General features: G+C 59.3%; 16 protein-coding genes. 11 read left to right on the top strand and 5 right to left on the bottom strand.

Annotated elements, in window-relative coordinates; genetic code table 11:
• Positions 1-85 precede the first annotated feature (85 nt).
• The gene (locus tag KGB03_RS30005) at positions 86-1,315 is read right to left on the bottom strand and encodes an acyl-CoA dehydrogenase (RefSeq protein WP_111449044.1); all 1,230 of its coding nucleotides are present in this window, start codon (positions 1,313-1,315) and stop codon (positions 86-88) included.
• A gap of 189 nt (positions 1,316-1,504) precedes the next feature.
• Here KGB03_RS30005 and KGB03_RS30000 point away from each other — a divergent pair, with 189 nt between their 5' ends.
• The 3 genes from KGB03_RS30000 (at position 1,505) to KGB03_RS29990 (ending at position 4,077) form a co-directional block, all read left to right on the top strand.
• Positions 1,505-2,434 (top strand): LysR family transcriptional regulator, encoded by a 930-nt coding sequence (locus KGB03_RS30000; RefSeq protein WP_008148497.1) that lies wholly within the window; start codon positions 1,505-1,507, stop codon positions 2,432-2,434.
• Between the two features lie 197 nt (positions 2,435-2,631).
• Positions 2,632-3,033, top strand: a complete 402-nt coding sequence (locus KGB03_RS29995; RefSeq protein WP_076027992.1) for a MerR family transcriptional regulator — start codon at positions 2,632-2,634, stop codon at positions 3,031-3,033.
• A 144-nt stretch (positions 3,034-3,177) separates the two neighbouring features.
• A complete protein-coding gene (locus tag KGB03_RS29990; RefSeq protein ID WP_223530774.1) occupies positions 3,178-4,077 on the top strand; it encodes a hydroxymethylglutaryl-CoA lyase in 900 nt (299 codons plus the stop codon).
• 683 nt (positions 4,078-4,760) lie between these two features.
• Here KGB03_RS29990 and KGB03_RS29985 read toward each other — a convergent pair.
• Positions 4,761-6,458 carry an AMP-binding protein gene (locus KGB03_RS29985; RefSeq protein ID WP_223530772.1) on the bottom strand — a complete coding sequence of 566 codons (1,698 nt, stop codon included), beginning with the start codon at positions 6,456-6,458 and terminating at the stop codon, positions 4,761-4,763.
• A gap of 295 nt (positions 6,459-6,753) precedes the next feature.
• Here KGB03_RS29985 and KGB03_RS29980 point away from each other — a divergent pair, with 295 nt between their 5' ends.
• The 4 genes from KGB03_RS29980 (at position 6,754) to KGB03_RS29965 (ending at position 12,432) form a co-directional block, all read left to right on the top strand.
• Complete coding sequence (locus tag KGB03_RS29980; protein ID WP_046047545.1) at positions 6,754-7,917, top strand: isovaleryl-CoA dehydrogenase; 1,164 nt, start codon at positions 6,754-6,756, stop codon at positions 7,915-7,917.
• Between the two features lie 12 nt (positions 7,918-7,929).
• Positions 7,930-9,537: a carboxyl transferase domain-containing protein gene (locus KGB03_RS29975; RefSeq protein WP_223530770.1), complete on the top strand. Its 1,608-nt coding sequence runs from the start codon at positions 7,930-7,932 to the stop codon at positions 9,535-9,537.
• Positions 9,538-9,661: 124 nt separating this feature from the next.
• Complete coding sequence (locus KGB03_RS29970; RefSeq protein WP_223530768.1) at positions 9,662-10,477, top strand: gamma-carboxygeranoyl-CoA hydratase; 816 nt, start codon at positions 9,662-9,664, stop codon at positions 10,475-10,477.
• The gene (locus tag KGB03_RS29965) at positions 10,477-12,432 is read left to right on the top strand and encodes an acetyl/propionyl/methylcrotonyl-CoA carboxylase subunit alpha (RefSeq protein ID WP_223530766.1); all 1,956 of its coding nucleotides are present in this window, start codon (positions 10,477-10,479) and stop codon (positions 12,430-12,432) included. The genes KGB03_RS29970 and KGB03_RS29965 overlap by 1 nt, the downstream gene beginning before the upstream one ends.
• A 39-nt stretch (positions 12,433-12,471) precedes the next feature.
• Here the strand turns inward: KGB03_RS29965 and KGB03_RS29960 are convergent, their stop codons facing one another.
• Positions 12,472-13,122 carry a LexA family protein gene (locus KGB03_RS29960; protein ID WP_223530764.1) on the bottom strand — a complete coding sequence of 217 codons (651 nt, stop codon included), beginning with the start codon at positions 13,120-13,122 and terminating at the stop codon, positions 12,472-12,474.
• A gap of 129 nt (positions 13,123-13,251) precedes the next feature.
• On the opposite strand from KGB03_RS29960, the gene KGB03_RS29955 reads away from it, so the two are divergent.
• Together KGB03_RS29955 and KGB03_RS29950 are read left to right on the top strand one after the other, a co-directional pair.
• Positions 13,252-13,593, top strand: coding sequence for a DUF6124 family protein (locus KGB03_RS29955; protein ID WP_218535731.1), 342 nt, complete (start codon positions 13,252-13,254; stop codon positions 13,591-13,593).
• 483 nt (positions 13,594-14,076) lie between these two features.
• Entirely contained in the window at positions 14,077-15,228 is a 1,152-nt protein-coding gene (locus KGB03_RS29950; protein ID WP_192410488.1) for a M14-type cytosolic carboxypeptidase, read from the top strand.
• Between the two features lie 96 nt (positions 15,229-15,324).
• Here KGB03_RS29950 and KGB03_RS29945 read toward each other — a convergent pair whose 3' ends face one another.
• Both KGB03_RS29945 and KGB03_RS29940 read right to left on the bottom strand, forming a co-directional pair.
• Positions 15,325-15,870, bottom strand: a complete 546-nt coding sequence (locus KGB03_RS29945) for a cytochrome b (RefSeq protein ID WP_223530762.1) — start codon at positions 15,868-15,870, stop codon at positions 15,325-15,327.
• On the bottom strand, positions 15,867-16,955 hold the full coding sequence (locus tag KGB03_RS29940; protein WP_192410487.1) for a catalase family peroxidase: 1,089 nt from the start codon (positions 16,953-16,955) through the stop codon (positions 15,867-15,869). Before KGB03_RS29940 ends, KGB03_RS29945 begins: the two co-directional genes overlap by 4 nt.
• Before the next feature lie 158 nt (positions 16,956-17,113).
• Here KGB03_RS29940 and KGB03_RS29935 point away from each other — a divergent pair, with 158 nt between their 5' ends.
• Together KGB03_RS29935 and KGB03_RS29930 are read left to right on the top strand one after the other, a co-directional pair.
• The gene (locus KGB03_RS29935) at positions 17,114-17,620 is read left to right on the top strand and encodes an RNA polymerase sigma factor (RefSeq protein ID WP_223530760.1); all 507 of its coding nucleotides are present in this window, start codon (positions 17,114-17,116) and stop codon (positions 17,618-17,620) included.
• Entirely contained in the window at positions 17,617-18,369 is a 753-nt protein-coding gene (locus tag KGB03_RS29930; RefSeq protein WP_223530758.1) for an anti-sigma factor family protein, read from the top strand. The genes KGB03_RS29935 and KGB03_RS29930 overlap by 4 nt, the downstream gene beginning before the upstream one ends.
• Positions 18,370-18,458 lie beyond the last annotated feature (89 nt).

Raw genomic sequence — 18,458 nt, 5'->3', positions numbered from 1 at the left:
GGGCTTGCTCGCGAAAGCGGTTGAACAGTCAAAATTGATTTTGAATGTCCGTCCGCTTTCGCGAGCAAGCCCGCTCCCACATTAATCAGTGGCTGTTGCGCAACATTTCTTTGGGCACGTACTTGCCGATCTCGAACTTGCCGATCGCCGCGCGGTGCACTTCGTCTGGACCGTCGGCCAAGCGCAGGGTGCGTTGCATCGCATACATATAAGCCAGTGGGAAATCGTTGGACACCCCTGCCCCGCCATGGATCTGGATCGCCCGGTCGATCACCCGCAAGGCCACGTTCGGTGCGACAACCTTGATCTGAGCGATTTCGCTTTTCGCAATCTTGTTGCCGACGGTGTCCATCATGTACGCCGCTTTTAATGTCAGCAGCCGAGCCATGTCGATTTCCATCCGCGAGTCGGCGATCTTGTCGATGTTGCCACCCAGGCGTGCCAAAGGTTTACCGAACGCAGTACGGGTTACCGCCCGTTTGCACATCAGTTCCAATGCACGTTCAGCCATGCCGATTGAGCGCATGCAGTGGTGAATCCGTCCCGGGCCAAGGCGACCCTGAGCGATTTCGAAGCCGCGTCCTTCGCCCAGCAGGACGTTTTCGTACGGCACGCGGACGTTTTCGAACAACACTTCGGCGTGACCGTGGGGTGCGTCGTCGTAACCGAACACGGGCAACGGACGAACGATCTTCACGCCCGGGGCATCCACCGGCACCAGAATCATCGAGTGCTGCGCATGACGCGGCGCGTCAGGATCGCTCAGGCCCATGAAGATCAGAATCTTGCAGCGTGGATCGCAGGCGCCTGAAGTCCACCATTTTTTGCCGTTGATTACCCACTCGTCGCCATCACGCACGGCGCGGGCGGCCATGTTGGTGGCGTCGGACGAGGCCACGTCCGGTTCAGTCATGGCGAATGCCGAACGGATCTCGCCGCGCAGCAACGGTTCGAGCCAGCGTTGCTTCTGCTCTTCGTTGGCGTAACGCACCAGCACTTCCATGTTCCCGGTGTCTGGCGCTGAGCAGTTGAACGGCTCGGGGCCCAGCAGCGAACGACCCATGATTTCGGCCAACGGCGCGTATTCGAGGTTGGTCAGGCCGGCGCCGAGTTCGGACTCAGGCAGAAACAAATTCCACAAACCTTCAGCCTTGGCCTTGAGTTTGAGCTCCTCCATGATTGCGGTCGGCTGCCAGCGATCGCCCTCGGCGACCTGGCGCTCGAACACCGCTTCGGCGGGATAAACGTAGGTGTCCATGAACGCGGTCACGCGCTCACGCAGTTCTTGCACCTTGGGCGAATAAGCGAAATCCATGGGCAGCTCTACCTTTTGACTGAGGGTTTTGATGAGTTGTTCAGGTCATGCATTCGATGCTAGAACAGCTACGAAAATTTACCTAGCCTATTCTCGGCGTGTATTAACATTCATCACCGATATATGATCGGGTGATCGCCAAGGCCTCCGGCCACAACAAAAAGCCCCAAACAATAAGAGTGCCGCGCAATGAATCTGAGCAAGGTCGACCTCAACCTTTTCATCGTCTTCGACGCGATCTACACCGAAGCCAACCTGACCCGCGCCGGGCAGATTGTCGGCATTACTCAACCGGCGGTCTCGAACGCCCTGGCCCGTCTGCGCGAGACCTTCAATGACCCGTTGTTCGTGCGTACCGCTCAGGGTATGGTCCCGACGCCCATGGCGCAGAACATTATCGGGCCGGTGCGCAACGCCCTCTCCCTGCTGCGGGTGTCGGTGCAGGAAAGCCGTATTTTCAACCCGTTGCAGGCGGTCAAAACCTACCGCATCAGCATGACCGACCTCACTGAAGCGGTGATCCTGCCGCCGCTGTTCCAGCGCCTGCGTCGCCTGGCACCGACGGTGATCATCGAAAGCTTCCTGTCCAAGCGCCGCGAGACCACCAAGGAACTGGCGGCCGGGCGTCTTGATTTCGCCGTCGATGCCCCCCTCAACACTGACCCGCAAGTGCGCCACGTCAAGTTGATGGAGGACCGTTACGTGTGCGCCATGCGCAAGGGCCATCCGCTGGCGGGCAAAGAAAAGTTCACCCTCGACGATTACCTGTCGCTGACCCATATCCATATCTCCAGCCGCCGCAGCGGTCTGGGTCATGTCGACCTGGCCTTGGGCAAAATGGGCATCCAGCGCAAGATCGCTCTGCGGTCCCAGCATTACTTGATGGCATCTCAGGTGTTGCAGCAGACCGACATGGTGATGACCGTGCCGGAACGCTTTGCCCGTCGCCATGATTTGTACTCGGTGAACCTGCCGGTCAACGATGTGCCGCCGGTGGAAACCCACCTTTATTGGCACGAAAGCACCGACCAGGACCCGGCCAACCGCTGGATGCGCGAGCAGATGATCGAGTTGTGCCAGCAGGTGACGGCACATGAGAAGAAGCTCGATAAAGTGTAGGGCTTGGCACCGCGTCATCGTTCTTCGCGAGCAAGCCCGCTCCCACATTCGATCGCATTCTTTCTGAAAGAACTGGGTTAAATGTGGGAGCGGGCTTGCTCGCGAATGGGCCCGCAAGAACACTGAAGATTCATGCTGCTTGACGTAAACGTCAACCTGCCATTAGCTTAGCGCCATGACCTTTTTCGAGCGCTTCCATGAGCAGCCAGACCTATAGCATTTCCGACCTCGCCCGCGAGCTCGACATCACCACCCGGGCCATTCGCTTTTATGAAGAGCAAGGCCTGCTCAGCCCCGAGCGACGCGGTCAGGAACGCATTTACTCGCCCCGTGACAAGGTCAGCCTGAAGCTGATCCTGCGGGGTAAGCGCATTGGTTTCTCCCTGGCCGAATGCCGCGAGTTGATCGAGCTCTACGACCCCACCGGTGGCAATCAGAAACAGCTGCAAACCATGCTGACCAAAATCGCCGAACGCCGCGAACAGCTGGAGCAGCAAATGCTCGACATCGAACAGATGAAGCTGGAGCTGGACACCGCACAGGAGCGTTGCACCCAGGCGCTGGAACAGACCATCAAAAACCAGCAAGTCATTCAGTAGGTCTACACAAATCTAATGTGGGAGCGGGCTTGCTCGCGAAGGCGATCAGTCAGCCAACATCAATGTTGAATGTAAGTCCGCTTTCGCGAGCAAGCCCGCTCCCACATTTGAACAGTGTTCGTCCATAACAATAGGTCCATTGCCATGTCCCTCCCCAATCACGTACGCCTGGTCGAAGTCGGTCCACGCGACGGTCTGCAAAACGAAGCCCAACCCATCAGCGTTGCGGACAAGGTGCAACTGGTCGACGCGCTGACCGCCGCCGGGCTCGGCTATATAGAAGTCGGCAGTTTCGTGTCGCCCAAATGGGTACCGCAAATGGCCGGTTCCGCCGACGTCTTCGCGCAAATCCAGCGCAAGCCTGGCGTGACGTATGGTGCACTCGCCCCGAACCTGCGCGGGTTTGAAGACGCCATTGCAGCCGGGGTCAAGGAAGTCGCGGTCTTCGCTGCCGCGTCGGAATCGTTTTCCCAGCGCAATATCAATTGCTCGATCAGCGAAAGCCTGGAGCGTTTCGTGCCGATCATGGACGCCGCCAGGCAACACGGTGTCAGCGTGCGCGGTTACGTGTCCTGTGTGCTGGGCTGCCCTTACGAAGGTGACGTCGCGCCTGCACAAGTCGCTCGGGTCGCTCGCGAGCTCTACGCGATGGGCTGCTATGAAGTTTCCCTGGGCGACACCATCGGCACCGGCACCGCTGGCGCGACCCGCAAGATGATCGACGTGGTGTCGGCCGATGTACCCCGTGAAAAACTGGCCGGGCACTTCCACGACACCTATGGCCAGGCCATGGCCAACATTTACGCCAGCCTGCTGGAAGGCATCTCGGTGTTCGACAGCTCCATCGCCGGCCTCGGCGGCTGCCCATACGCCAAGGGCGCCAGCGGTAACGTCGCGACCGAAGACGTGGTTTACCTGCTCAATGGCCTGGGTATCGAGACCGGTATCGACCTGGACGCCTTGATTCTGGCCGGTCAGCAGATTTGCACAGTGCTGGGGCGACCGACCGGTTCGCGCGTGGCCAAGGCTCGTAGCGCACAGTGAGTGCGCGGCTGTGCCGGGGTGTTACCGCCGCGTCTGAAACGTGGGGCGCAAGCGAGTAACACGGAAACAAATTGTCGGGTTTTGACGGAACGAAAAATCCGACAAAATCATAAACTATTGATTTAAAAGGATTTTTAAAAGTTGGCACGGCTTCTGCTATCTCTATGGCATAACAAGAACAAAAAAAGCGGCAAACCTAATAAAAATAAGACGTAACGACTCTGACATAACAAAAACAACACGGCAGAGACGCAGCTAACAGATTTTTTTGGAGAGGATGTGCTTTTCAGGGTGCTTTTCGGAGTAACCCGCAACCGGGCAGAGAACAATAAAACTACCTTCAGGTAGCTCCCGAACTGGTTGGATCGCTTAGCGAAAAAGTAGATCAGCGCTCAAAAAAATACGTTTGCTCTTGATCCCGGATGGGGATCGACAAAAACAGCGGTAAAGGGTCACGGTTTCCAAAAACAACAACAGACCGCCCCTCAATAATAAAAAAAGAGCACGCGCAACGACAAAATTAAAGGGGAGCTTCGGCTCCCCTTTGTGCTTTCCGGCATTCGTGTTTTCCTCGATCAAATTGTGGGAGCGGGCTTGCTCGCGAACGCGGCGTGTCAGTCACTGCATGTGTCGACTGATCCACCGCGTTCGCGAGCAAGCCCGCTCCCACAAGGGGAATGTTGTCAGTCTTGGTTACCGCGCAATTCCTCGATACTGATCTCACGCATCCGAAACTTCTGGATCTTCCCGGTCACGGTCATCGGAAACTCATCGACGAATTTAAAGTAACGCGGTGTCTTGAAGTGCGCGATGCGCTCCTTGCACCACGCTTGCAGCTCCTGCTCGGTAGCACTGTGGCCCGGATGGAATTTGATCCAGGCGACAATCTCTTCGCCATACCGCGAGCACGGAATCCCGATCACTTGCACATCCGCCACCGCCGGATGGGTAAAGAAGAACTCTTCCAGCTCCCGCGGGTAAACATTCTCACCGCCGCGGATGATCATGTCCTTGTTACGTCCGGCAATACATACGTAGCCTTCGTCGTTCATGCTCGCCAGATCACCGGTGTGCATCCAGCCGGCCTGGTCGATGGCTTCCGCGGTGCCTTGCGGGTTGTTCCAGTAACCGAGCATCACGCTGTAGCCGCGGGTGCACAGCTCACCGATAGTGCCGCGCGGCACGAGATTGCCCGCCTCGTCGATGATCTTGCTTTCCAGTTGTGGCTGGGTGCGACCGACGGTGGTGACGCGCAATTCCAGTTCGTCTGACGGACCGGTCTGCAACGACACCGGACTTGTTTCCGTCATGCCGTAGGCAATCTGCACTTCGCTCATGTGCATTTCACTGATGACCCGCCGCATCACTTCGATCGGACAGGTCGCCCCGGCCATGATCCCGGTGCGCAGGCTCGACAGATCGAATTCAGAGCGCTTTGGCTGATCGAGCATGGCGATGAACATGGTCGGTACGCCGTAAAGCGCGGTGGCCTTTTCTTCGGCGACGGTAGTCAGGGTCAGCAGTGGATCGAACGCATCGTTGGGATAAATCATGGTGCTGCCGTGGGTCATGCAACCGAGGTTGCCCATGACCATGCCGAAGCAGTGATACAGCGGCACCGGGATGACCAGACGATCACTCGCGGTCAAGCCGAGGCTTTCGCCGACCATGTAACCGTTGTTGAGAATGTTGTAGTGACTGAGGGTCGCGCCCTTGGGGAAACCGGTGGTACCGGAGGTGTACTGGATGTTTACCGCCTGGTCGAAATGCAGGCAATGTTGACGTTCACTCAACTGCTCCGCCGACACGCTCCCCGCAAGATCGGTCAATTGCGACCACGGCAGGAAACCCGATGGCGGCTGAGCATCAAGGCTGATGACACCGCGCAGCTCCGGCAGGCGTTCACTTTGTAACTTTCCGATGGATTGCTCAGCCAGTTCGGGAACGAGGCCTTGCAGCATCCCGTGATAGTCGGAGGTCTTGAAGGCACCGGCGCAGACTAGCCATTGGCAACCGGATTGCTTCAACACGTATTCGAGTTCGGAGCTGCGGTAGGCCGGATTGATGTTGACCAGAATCACGCCGATTTTCGCGCTGGCGAACTGGCTGATACACCATTGGGCGCAGTTCGGTGCCCAGATACCCAGACGATCACCGGTCTGCAAGCCCAGCGCCAACAGCGCTTTGGCATGCAGATCCACGGCTTCGGCCAGTTGCTGCCAGGTGTAGCGCAACTGTTGATGGCGCACGACCAGCGCCTCCCCGGTCGGGTACTGCGCAACGGTGTTATCGAACGCCTCGCCAATGGTCATCGCCAGCAAGGCTTTGTCCTGGGAACCACGGGTGTAACTGCGCTGCGGGCTTGCACTGGGTTGATCCATGACGACCCCTATTGTCTTTATTAGTGGGTTGCCGAACGTCACCTGTGGGAGCGGGCTTGCTCGCGAAAGCGGCGGGTCAATCGACATGAATGTTGAATGACAAACCGCATTCGCGAGCAAGCCCGCTCCCACAGAGTCGGTCCGCGTTACCGTGTCGAAACTGGCTCTACTCTCGCTCAAGTTGACGTTAACGTAAAGGGCGATTGACAGCCATTCGTCACAGGCTTACGTTAACGTAAAGGTGAGAACCAAATCACGGCCCTCCCTACCCTACAAAAATGCCAAAAGGTGACCCATGAGCTACCCATCCCTGAACTTTGCCCTCGGTGAAACCATCGACATGCTGCGCGATCAGGTTCAGTCCTTCGTCGCCAAAGAGATCGCACCACGCGCCGCTCAGATCGACATCGACAACCTGTTCCCCGCCGACCTGTGGCGTAAATTCGGCGACATGGGCCTGCTGGGTGTGACCGTCCCGGAAGAATACGGCGGTGCTGGCCTGGGTTACCTGGCGCACGTGGTGATCATGGAAGAAATCAGCCGCGGTTCGGCCTCGGTCGCCCTGTCCTACGGCGCGCACTCCAACCTCTGCGTCAACCAGATCAACCGCAATGGCAATCACGAACAGAAAACCAAATACCTGCCGAAGCTGATCAGCGGCGAACACATCGGCGCCCTGGCCATGAGCGAACCGAATGCCGGCTCCGACGTGGTGTCGATGAAACTGCGCGCCGATAAACGCGGCGATCACTACGTCCTCAACGGCAGCAAGACCTGGATCACCAACGGCCCGGACGCCAACACCTACGTGATCTACGCCAAGACCGACCTGGAAAAAGGCCCCCACGGCATCACCGCGTTCATCGTAGAACGTGATTCCAAAGGCTTCAGCCGCAGCAACAAATTCGACAAGCTCGGCATGCGCGGTTCCAACACCTGCGAGCTGTTCTTCGACGACGTCGAAGTACCGGAAGAAAACATCCTCGGCGTGCTCAATGGCGGCGTGAAGGTGCTGATGAGCGGCCTCGATTACGAACGCGTTGTCCTGTCCGGCGGCCCGACCGGGATCATGCAGGCCTGCATGGACTTGATCGTGCCGTACATCCACGACCGCAAGCAGTTCGGCCAAAGCATCGGCGAATTCCAGTTGATCCAGGGCAAGGTCGCCGACATGTACACCCAACTCAACGCCAGCCGCGCCTACCTCTATGCGGTAGCGCAAGCGTGCGAGCGCGGCGAAACCGCCCGCAAGGACGCCGCCGGCGTCATCCTCTACAGCGCCGAATGCGCGACCCGAATGGCCCTCGACGCGATCCAGATTCTCGGTGGCAATGGCTACATCAACGAATTCCCGGCCGGTCGTCTGCTGCGTGACGCCAAGCTGTACGAAATCGGTGCCGGCACCAGTGAGATCCGTCGCATGCTGATCGGTCGCGAACTGTTCAACGAAACCCGCTAAACGGAGCTGTCCATGGCTATCCTGCATACCCAGCTCAACCCCCGTTCGGCGGAGTTCGCGGCCAACAGCGCGGCGATGCTCAAACAGGTCGACGACCTGCACACCCTGCTCACCAAAGTGCAGCAAGGTGGCGGCCCGAAGGCGCAAGAGCGCCACACCTCGCGGGGCAAACTGCTGCCTCGTGAACGGATCAATCGCCTGCTCGATCCGGGTTCGCCGTTTCTCGAGATCAGCCAATTGGCGGCCTACGAGGTATATGGCGAAGACGTTCCGGCCGCTGGCGTGATTGCCGGGATCGGTCGCGTGGAAGGCGTCGAATGCATGATCGTCGCCAACGACGCCACCGTAAAAGGTGGCTCGTATTACCCGCTGACCGTGAAAAAACACCTGCGTGCCCAAACCATCGCCCAGCAGAATCGCTTGCCGTGCATCTATCTGGTGGACTCTGGTGGCGCCAACCTGCCACGTCAGGATGAAGTGTTCCCGGACCGTGAGCACTTCGGACGGATCTTCTTCAACCAGGCCAACATGAGCGCCATGGGCATCCCGCAAATCGCGGTGGTCATGGGTTCCTGCACTGCCGGTGGCGCGTACGTGCCGGCCATGGCCGACGAAGCGATCATGGTGCGTGAGCAAGCGACGATTTTCCTCGCCGGCCCGCCGCTGGTAAAAGCCGCGACCGGTGAAGTGGTCAGCGCCGAAGACCTCGGCGGGGCCGATGTGCACTGCAAGATTTCCGGGGTCGCCGACCATTACGCCGAGAGCGACGAACACGCCTTGGCCATTGCGCGGCGCAGCATTGCCAACCTCAACTGGCGCAAACTCGGTGAGCTGCAACAGCGCACGCCGATCGCCCCGCTTTACGCCAGCGACGAGTTGTACGGCGTGGTGTCGGCGGATGCCAAGCAGCCGTTCGACGTGCGTGAAGTGATTGCGCGGTTGGTGGATGGTTCGGTGTTCGACGAATTCAAAGCACTGTTCGGGACGACCCTGGTGTGCGGCTTCGCCCACTTGCACGGTTACCCGATCGCGATCCTCGCCAACAACGGCATTCTGTTCGCCGAAGCCGCGCAGAAAGGCGCGCACTTCATCGAGCTGGCCTGTCAGCGCGGCATTCCATTGCTGTTCCTGCAAAACATCACCGGTTTCATGGTCGGCCAGAAATACGAGGCCGGCGGCATCGCCAAGCACGGCGCGAAACTGGTGACCGCCGTGGCGTGCGCCAAGGTGCCGAAATTCACCGTGATCATCGGCGGCAGTTTCGGTGCCGGTAATTACGGCATGTGTGGGCGAGCTTACGATCCACGTTTCCTGTGGATGTGGCCGAACGCACGCATCGGCGTGATGGGTGCCGAGCAGGCGGCGGGTGTTTTGGTGCAGGTGAAACGCGAACAGGCCGAACGCAGTGGCCACGGTTTCAGCGCCGAGCAGGAAGCCGAGATCAAGCAACCGATCCTCGACCAATATGAAGAACAGGGTCATCCCTACTACTCCAGCGCCCGGTTGTGGGACGACGGCGTCATCGACCCGGCGCAAACCCGCGATGTATTGGCCCTGGCCTTGTCGGCGTCGCTGAATGCGCCAATCGAACCGAGCCGCTTCGGCGTGTTCCGGATGTGATTTTCTGTAGGAGCGGGCTTGTGTGGCGAGGGGGCTTGCCCCCGTTCGATTGCGAAGCAATCGTAAAACCGGTTCGCGTTCGCGAGCAAGCCCGCTCCCACAAGAGTTGTGGAGACGGATATATATGAGCGACTTCAACACCCTCGAACTGCTGAGCGACCCGCGTGGTTTTGCGACCCTGTGGCTCAGCCGTGAAGAAAAGAACAACGCCTTCAACGCCGAAATGATCCGCGAACTGATCCTCGCCCTGGATAAAGTGTCGAGCGACGCCAGCCTGCGTTTCCTGCTGGTGCGTGGACGCGGCAAGCATTTCAGCGCTGGCGCAGATCTGGCCTGGATGCAGCAATCGGCCGAACTCGATTACCACACCAATCTCGACGATGCCCGGGAACTGGCGGAATTGATGTACAACCTCGCCAAGCTGAAAGTCCCGACGCTGGCGGTGGTGCAAGGCGCTGCATTCGGTGGTGCGCTGGGCCTGATCAGTTGCTGCGACATGGCGATTGGCGCCGATGACGCGCAGTTCTGCCTGTCGGAAGTGCGTATCGGCCTAGCCCCGGCGGTGATCAGTCCGTTCGTGGTGCAAGCCATCGGCGAACGCGCGGCACGTCGCTACGCACTGACCGCCGAGCGTTTCAGCGGACAACGAGCGCGGGAAATCGGCTTGTTGTCGGAGAGTTATCCGATCGCTGAGCTGGAGCAAAAAGTCGAACAGTGGATCGACAACCTGCTGCTCAACAGCCCCGCCGCCATGCGTGCCAGCAAGGATTTGCTGCGCGAAGTCGGCCACGGCGCGCTGACCCCGGCACTACGCCGCTACACCGAAAACGCCATCGCCCGCATCCGCGTCAGCCCCGAAGGTCAGGAAGGCCTGCGGGCCTTTCTGCAAAAACGTCCGCCGAGCTGGCAAGCCGAAACCACCACCAAGGAGCCGCGTTGATGAGCGCACCTGTTCTCACCACCCTGCTGGTGGCCAACCGCGGCGAAATCGCTTGCCGGGTGATGCGCACCGCCAAAGCCCTGGGCCTGACCACCGTGGCCGTGCACAGCGCCACCGACCGTGAAGCCCGACACAGCCGCGAAGCAGATATCCGCGTCGACCTCGGTGGCAGTAAAGCCGCTGACAGTTACCTGCAAATCGACAAACTGATCGCCGCCGCCAAGGCCAGCGGCGCTCAGGCGATTCATCCGGGTTATGGCTTTCTTTCCGAGAACGCCGGGTTCGCCCGTGCGATCGAAGATGCGGGCCTGATTTTCCTCGGCCCGCCCGCCTCGGCCATCGACGCCATGGGCAGCAAATCCGCCGCCAAAGCCTTGATGGAAACCGCCGGCGTGCCGCTGGTGCCTGGCTATCACGGCGAAGCTCAGGACCTCGACACCTTCCGCGACGCCTGCGAACGCATCGGTTATCCGGTGCTGCTCAAGGCCACTGCGGGCGGTGGCGGCAAAGGCATGAAAGTGGTCGAGGACGTCAGCCAGTTGGCCGAAGCCCTGGCCTCGGCCCAACGTGAAGCGAAATCCTCGTTCGGTGATTCGCGGATGCTGGTGGAGAAGTACCTGCTCAAACCGCGTCACGTGGAAATCCAGGTGTTCGCCGACCAGCATGGCAACTGCCTGTACCTCAACGAACGTGACTGTTCGATTCAGCGTCGGCACCAAAAAGTCGTTGAAGAAGCACCCGCTCCAGGCTTGAGCCCGGAACTGCGTCGCGCCATGGGTGAGGCCGCCGTGCGATCGGCACAGGCCATCGGTTATGTCGGCGCCGGCACTGTGGAATTCCTGCTGGATTCGCGGGGTGAGTTCTTCTTCATGGAGATGAACACACGCCTGCAAGTCGAACACCCGGTCACCGAAGCCATCACCGGCCTCGATCTGGTGGCCTGGCAGATTCGTGTGGCCCGTGGCGAAGCGCTGCCGATGACTCAGGCCGAGGTTCCGCTGATCGGCCATGCCATCGAAGTGCGGTTGTATGCCGAAGACCCGGGCAATGATTTCCTGCCGGCGACCGGTCGACTGGAGCTGTACCGTGAATCCGCTCAAGGTCCGGGACGGCGGGTGGACAGTGGTGTTGAAGAAGGCGATGAGATCTCGCCGTTCTACGACCCGATGCTCGGCAAACTGATTGCCTGGGGCGAGGATCGTGAACAGGCGCGACTGCGGCTGCTGAGCATGCTTGATGAGTTTGCCATTGGCGGGCTCAAGACCAACATCAACTTCCTGCGCCGGATCGTCGGCCATCCGGCGTTTGCGGCGGCCGAACTGGATACCGGATTCATTCCGCGTTATCAGGAAGAACTACTGCCAGTCGCCTCAGACCTCAGTGACGAATTCTGGCAAGCCGCCGCCCAGGCGTTCGCCCAAAGTCAGCCGAGTTCTCCACGAGCCGATGACCCGGTTTCACCTTGGGCCAACAGCAACGGTTTCCGTGCCGGACTGCCGACAGAAATCACCCTGCACTTGAGTTGTGAAAGCCAGGATCGCGCGCTGACATTGGGCGACGCTGATGCCCACACCGCTCAACTCAAGGGCGAGCAACTGCTGACCGAGCACAACGGCCTGCGCCGCCAGCATCGGGCAATCCGCCGGGGCGACGTTCTGTATCTGCAATGGGAAGGTGAATTGCGCCGCATCGAGTCCTACGACCCGATCAGCGCCGTCGAGGCCAGTCACAGCCATCACGGCGGGCTGACCGCGCCCATGAATGGCAGCATCGTGCGGGTATTGGTGCAAGCCGGGCAAACGGTCGAAGCCGGGGCGCAGCTGGTGGTGCTGGAGGCGATGAAGATGGAGCACAGCATTCGTGCGCCACACGCCGGGGTGATCAAGGCGCTGTATTGCCAGGAAGGCGAGATGGTCAGCGAAGGCAGTGCGCTGGTCGAGTTTGAAGAAGCATGAAATGAAGATCGGTCCTACGTCTTGCGAGGACCGATCTGATTAGAATTTGGCGGTTGCCTGGACCACTACGCCGATAATTCGGCACTCGTCGGTGAAGATAGCCTTCGGATAGGTCGGATTGAGCGGAACCAGGTAACGCTGCCCGCCCTCTTCGATCAGCTTGCGAAAGGTCGCCTCGGCGCTGTCCGGCCACTGGGCGATCACCAGTTTTCCGGGTTCCGGCACGATGGCCGGGTCCACCAGGATCATCATGCCCTCGGCAATGCTGATACCCGTGGGCGCGGTCATCGCATCGCCCACCACACTCAGCCAGAAGGCCGGGCCCTGGGCGTGGTAGTCGGTCAGCTCGAAGCGTTCCTCCTTGCGATACACCGTCAGCTCACCATCGCGCAGCTGCGCCGGCTCCTTCCAGTCACTGACCGGGTAGCGGAAGTACGGGTTGTACTTCAGCGCCAGAGGCATCTCCTCCTCTTCCAGGAGGAGTGGTTCGCGGATCACCAGCACCACTTCGAGAAAGTCCATGCCCAGCGCCTTCAACACACGGTTCATGTTGACGACGCCGGGGTCGCGGCGTTTGTTCAGCCAGTGGCCGACGCCGCCCTGGGACATCCCGAGGCGATCTGCGAGTTCTTCTTGAGTGACTTTGAGTTCACTCATCTTGGCCTTGACCAATTCAATCCATTTATCCATGTGCGGCACGATACGTGGGCGCCTCCAGCCGTCAAAACACAAATTGTAGTATTTAATCTCTCGTCATAAATACAGTACGTACTAGGATGGGTTCACGGATCTGAATCTATCACGGAGTTTGCCATCGCCATGTCCATCCCCTGCAACGACCTGCCTGACATGCACATCGACACTTCCCTCACCTCGCCCAAAGGCTCTGCCGCCGCGCAACGAGCGCTGGACTATTACTTGAAACCAGCTGTTTCAGAGGACGTGGTCGAAGAACGTTTCTTTGACGTAAACCGCAACATCAGCTGCGAAGAGGCGCTGGTCCATGCCACCGATTTGCTGCGTTGTGCAGCCGCTATCGCGTACGAGTCAGCCAACAATTTGCAGGGCGCAAGTCGGGACCTGGCGATTTCGACGGTGCACATGATCGACATGGCCAGGGCGATGGTGGATCGATCCCTGGAGGGCGATCAGAACGGGTGAGACACGGGTACTGACAAGGAGGACGGGAAAGAACTTTCCAATCGCGCAGATAAAAACATTTGACTTGCAAACGAGAATGATTATTATTGCACGCAGCTGGTCGCGAGATCAGTCGATTGTCCAAGTGACCTTAGGTCGGTCTCCTGGACTATCTCCTCATCAGGCTAATCACGGTTTTTGACCCGGCTTTTTGCCGGGTCTTTTTTTTGCCAGTTATTCTGGCTTTACCTTCAGGCTAATGAAGTCTTTAGGTGCTGCAAATTCGAATGGCGCGGATGATATCAAAAGAATATCCATTGGCAAGAGAAGCCCGGCTTCATTGGCCCAAACTATTCATAAATAGCGCTTGAGAATCAATCGCACAGTCTCTAAGCTTCGTCGGCGTCAAGGAGGACGCCCCCCCGCTTCACCCAGAATTTCCCCCGGTTTTTCCCTTCCCAGCGTGTAAAGTAACAGCCATAAAATCATATTCAGGAATCGACTATGGCCGTGGCTAAATCCTCTTTCGACATCAGTGCCAACTTCGACAGTGGCAACATTGAAGTGCTGGACATCAGCAATCCGTTGCAAGCCCTGCTGGCCATCAAGCCAGACACCCGCAGCCAGCACTTTCAGTGGTTCCACTTCAAGGCCAGCGGTCTGCACGTCGGTCAGGAACACTGGTTTCGTCTGAACAATGCCAGCAAGTCCTCCTACAACAAAGCCTGGGATGGTTATCAGGCGGTGGCGTCCTACGACCACGTCAACTGGTTCCGGGTGCCGACCATTTTCGAAGGTGACTGCCTGCGCTTCAGCCTTGAAGCCACCGCCACCCACGCCTGGTTTGCTTACTTCGAACCCTACAGCCGTGGCCGTCACGACTGGCTGATCGAGCAAGCGCTGACCAAGGCTGGCACCGAACTGCTGGCCACCGGAAAAAGTGTCGAAGGTCGAGACATCCAGCTACTGCGTAAAGGCACGGGCGCCGAAGGTCAGCGCAAAGTCTGGATCATCGCCCAGCAACACCCCGGCGAACACATGGCCGAATGGTTCATGGAAGGCGTGATCGAACGCCTGGAAAAACACGACGATCCTGTATTGAACAAACTGCTGACCAGCGCCGATCTGTATTTGGTGCCGAACATGAACCCGGACGGCGCCTTCCACGGTCATCTGCGCACCAACGCGATGGGCCAGGACCTGAACCGCGCCTGGCAGAGCGCCAGCCAGGAAATCAGCCCGGAAGTGCTGTTCGTTCAGCAACAGATGGAAAAGTATGGCGTGGACCTGTTCCTCGACATCCATGGCGATGAAGAAATCCCCTACGTGTTCACCGCCGGTTGCGAAGGCAACCCGGGTTACACGCCACGGATCGAAAAACTCGAAGAGCACTTCCGCAGTCATCTGAAGCACCTGACCAAGGACTTCCAGACCAAGCACGGCTACACCCGTGACGAACCGGGCAAAGCCAACATGACCCTGGCGTGCAACAGCGTCGGTCAGAAATTCGACTGCCTGTCGCTGACCCTCGAAATGCCCTTCAAGGACAACAACGATGCGCCGAATGCGCTGACCGGCTGGTCTGGCAAACGCTCGAAGCAATTGGGCAAGGATGTGCTGACGACCGTGGCGGAAATGGTCAACACCTTGCGCTGAATGCGCAGGATCAAAAGATCGCAGGCTTCGCCAGCTCCTACGCCGACCGTGTGAACCGCACGAGTCTTTGTAGGAGCTGCCGCAGGCTGCGATCTTTTAGCCGCGATCCTTGCCCCGCAACATGCTGTCCAGCACGTCATCGCGGCGCACCCAACCGTGAAACAACGCCGCCGCCAAATGCAGCAGCACCGTCAGGAACAGCAAGTACGCCAGATACCCGTGAGCCTTGCGCAGGAACGCAAACACCTGCGCATTCGCCGGTACGATCGACGGCAACTGCAACGAGCTGCTGAGCATCACGGGATCCCCCGCCGCCGAAATCATCGCCCAACCCAGCAGCGGCAGAATCAACATCAAGGCGTACAGCAAAACATGCGAAGCCTTGGCCGCCAGCGCTTGCCAACCCGGCAGATCCGCCGGCAGCGGTGGCTGTTGCGTGGAAAAGCGCACGGCCAGGCGCACGACCACCAACAGCAAAATTGCGACGCCCAAAGGTTTGTGCAGATGAATCAGCCACTCATGACGCTCGGACACCGAAGCGGTCATTCCCGCACCGATAAACAGCATGGCAATGATCATCAGCGCCATCAGCCAGTGCAGCAATCGCGCTAAAGGCGCGAAGTGGTTCGGTTGAGCGCTCATTGATGAGACTCCTGTTTATTGGCAGAGGGCAACTGGCTGACTTCGCTGGTACGACGCAAGTAGGAAGTGGCGTACCCCGCTGAACGAGCGGCGAGCAATGGGTCGTCGGAACCTTCTATGCCGGCGGGCAGTACCAGCGGGTCGTAGTTGATGTCCCGGCATTCGCCATTGAGTTGCGGCTGGGTGCTTTCGAGCACGAGGGTGCCGGCGTTCAACACTTTGCGACCCTCGGGCCAGGCCTTGCTGGCGTCGTTGACCGGATCGCCAGGGTTGGCCAGCGTGATGTTCAACTGCCAACGCAGCGGCCCTGCGGAAATACGTTGAACCAGGTCTTTCTCGAGGAATTCACCACCCTCAGGCGCCGTAGCACCCGCGGCATCCTGAGCGACGGGCACCATGCTCCAGCGCACCGCTTGCCGTTGCCCGGCCGCGTTCACCAGGTAAAACGCATTGACGCTGTTGTAGGTTTCCGTCACGTAACTGGCCGACGGCTTGGCGGTTTTGATCCAGGCCAGGAACGGTGCAGCTTCCGGATGCGAACCGAAGAACGCTGGCACCGCAGCCGGGTTCGGCTTGCCGGTGGCCGGGTCCGGCGACTGGGCCTGCTGCAATTGATAGAACGCTTCGGGCGTACCCACCGGGAACACCGGCATGCTGTTCATCCCGGTGCGCCACTGCTGGCCGTTGGCCTGGGTGAAGCGCAACGCCAGGCTGCGGATCGGCACGCTGTTGTCTGGCGCATAAGGATTACCGGCCGGCAAGGCGAAACGCCCGACCACCGGGGTCCGCGCAACATTGAACACCTGAGCGCTGGAATAGCTGCGCGCCTCGCCACTGCTCTCGAAATGCCCGATCACGCACACGCCTTTGGAGTGGTTACGCCGGAAGCCGGGGTGCACGCCGTTGTTGGTCTCCAGCACATTGATCAGCTTTTTCGGGGTCAGGCGCTGTGGGTCAAAGGTGCCGTTGACGTAGGCAAAAGCCCCGGCCAGGGCGGCAACCACCACAGCGATACCGGCCAGACGCAATGTCAGGCTCGCGGCACTCAAGGGTGGCCGGGTTGGCGGTGATGAGCGATCTACCATGAAAGACTCCAGGGCCATCGGCCACAAGTGAGAAGGATCAAGCAGACGAACCCCGTGGCGGTTTATTCCATCGCCCGGTATTTATTTTTTCGGGCGTGGAATAACCTCCAATGCCGGGCGTCTTCCTAGTCCACAGCGTAGTGACTAGCCAGAACTTCATGAACGATATCGACGAACAACTGCGAGAAATTATTCCCAGATTGCGCCGGTTTGCCGTGTCGTTGACGCGCAATCCCAGCAGCGCCGACGACCTGGTGCAATCTTGCCTTGAGCGCGCGCTGTCGAGTTGGGGCGATAAACGTCCCGACGGCGATTTGCGCGCCTGGTTGTTTTCGATTCTGTATCGACAGTTTCTCGATGCTCACCGACGCTCCCGGCGTTATGCGCGAATGCTCGAATTCTTTACCGGCGGTGACGATTCACAGCCGTCGGTGGAACGCACCGTGATCGCCCAATCAACCCTGAAAGCCTTCGATCAACTCACCACCGAACAACGCGCCCTGCTGCTCTGGGTCTCGGTCGAAGGCTTGAGTTATAAAGAGGTCGCCGAGATTCTCGACGTCCCCACCGGCACCGTGATGTCCCGCCTGTCCCGTGCCCGCCAGGCCTTGCGCCAGTTGAGCGACGGCGAAATTACCCGCCCTTCTCTGCGGAGACTCAAATGATCAGCCTGCCCCCAAGCGAGCGTGACCTGCACGCCTATGTCGACCAGCAACTCAGCGATGCCGACCGGCGTCTGGTGGACACTTTTCTGGCCAGCAACGCTGAAGTGGCTGCCCAAGTGCGTGCCTGGCAACAGGACGCCCAGCAATTGCGCGCGGCATTGAGCGGCGCCCTGCAGCAACCGGCCAACCCGAACCTCGACCCGGCACTGATTCGCCAACGCCTCAAACGACAATCTCGCCGTCACCTGGCCAGCGCCGCCGTGTTGCTGATCGCGGTCAGCGTCGGCGGATTCAGCGGTTGGCAAGCCCGGGAGATGATGCTCATCAGAGCCATGCCGCCAATGACCGATGCCCTGCAGGCCTATCGCCTGATTGCCCAGCAAGGCATTTTGCCGGCCGACTACAAAGTCAGCGATGACGGTGACATGCAGGGTTGGCTTGACCGCTATTTCACTCAGGCCAATCGCTTGCCTGACCTCTCGGCCGCCGGTTTCAAACCGGTCAGCGGACGCTTGCTGAGCACCGAGCAAGGGCCGGCGGCGATGGTGGTTTACGAGGATCTGGGCGGCCATAAAATCAGTTTCTACGTCCGCCCACCAGGTCCGAAAAACTACCTGTTGCCGAGGGGCAGTCGCAGTGATGGCGAGTTGCAGGCCGAGTACTGGTCGGGGGGCGGGTATAACTACGCGATGGTCAGCCCGAGCGATACGCCGGCGGCGCAGATGCTCAAGCAAACCGTCCAGTTCTGAACACACCGCCAATCCCCTGTGGGAGCGGGCTTGCTCGCGAAAGCGGTTCAACATTCAAGATTTATGTCGACTGTCACACCGCTTTCGCG

It is taken from the genome of Pseudomonas sp. BF-B-26 (assembly GCF_019956495.1).
Lineage (GTDB): Bacteria > Pseudomonadota > Gammaproteobacteria > Pseudomonadales > Pseudomonadaceae > Aquipseudomonas.
This window is presented reverse-complemented; position numbering and strand designations above follow the sequence as displayed.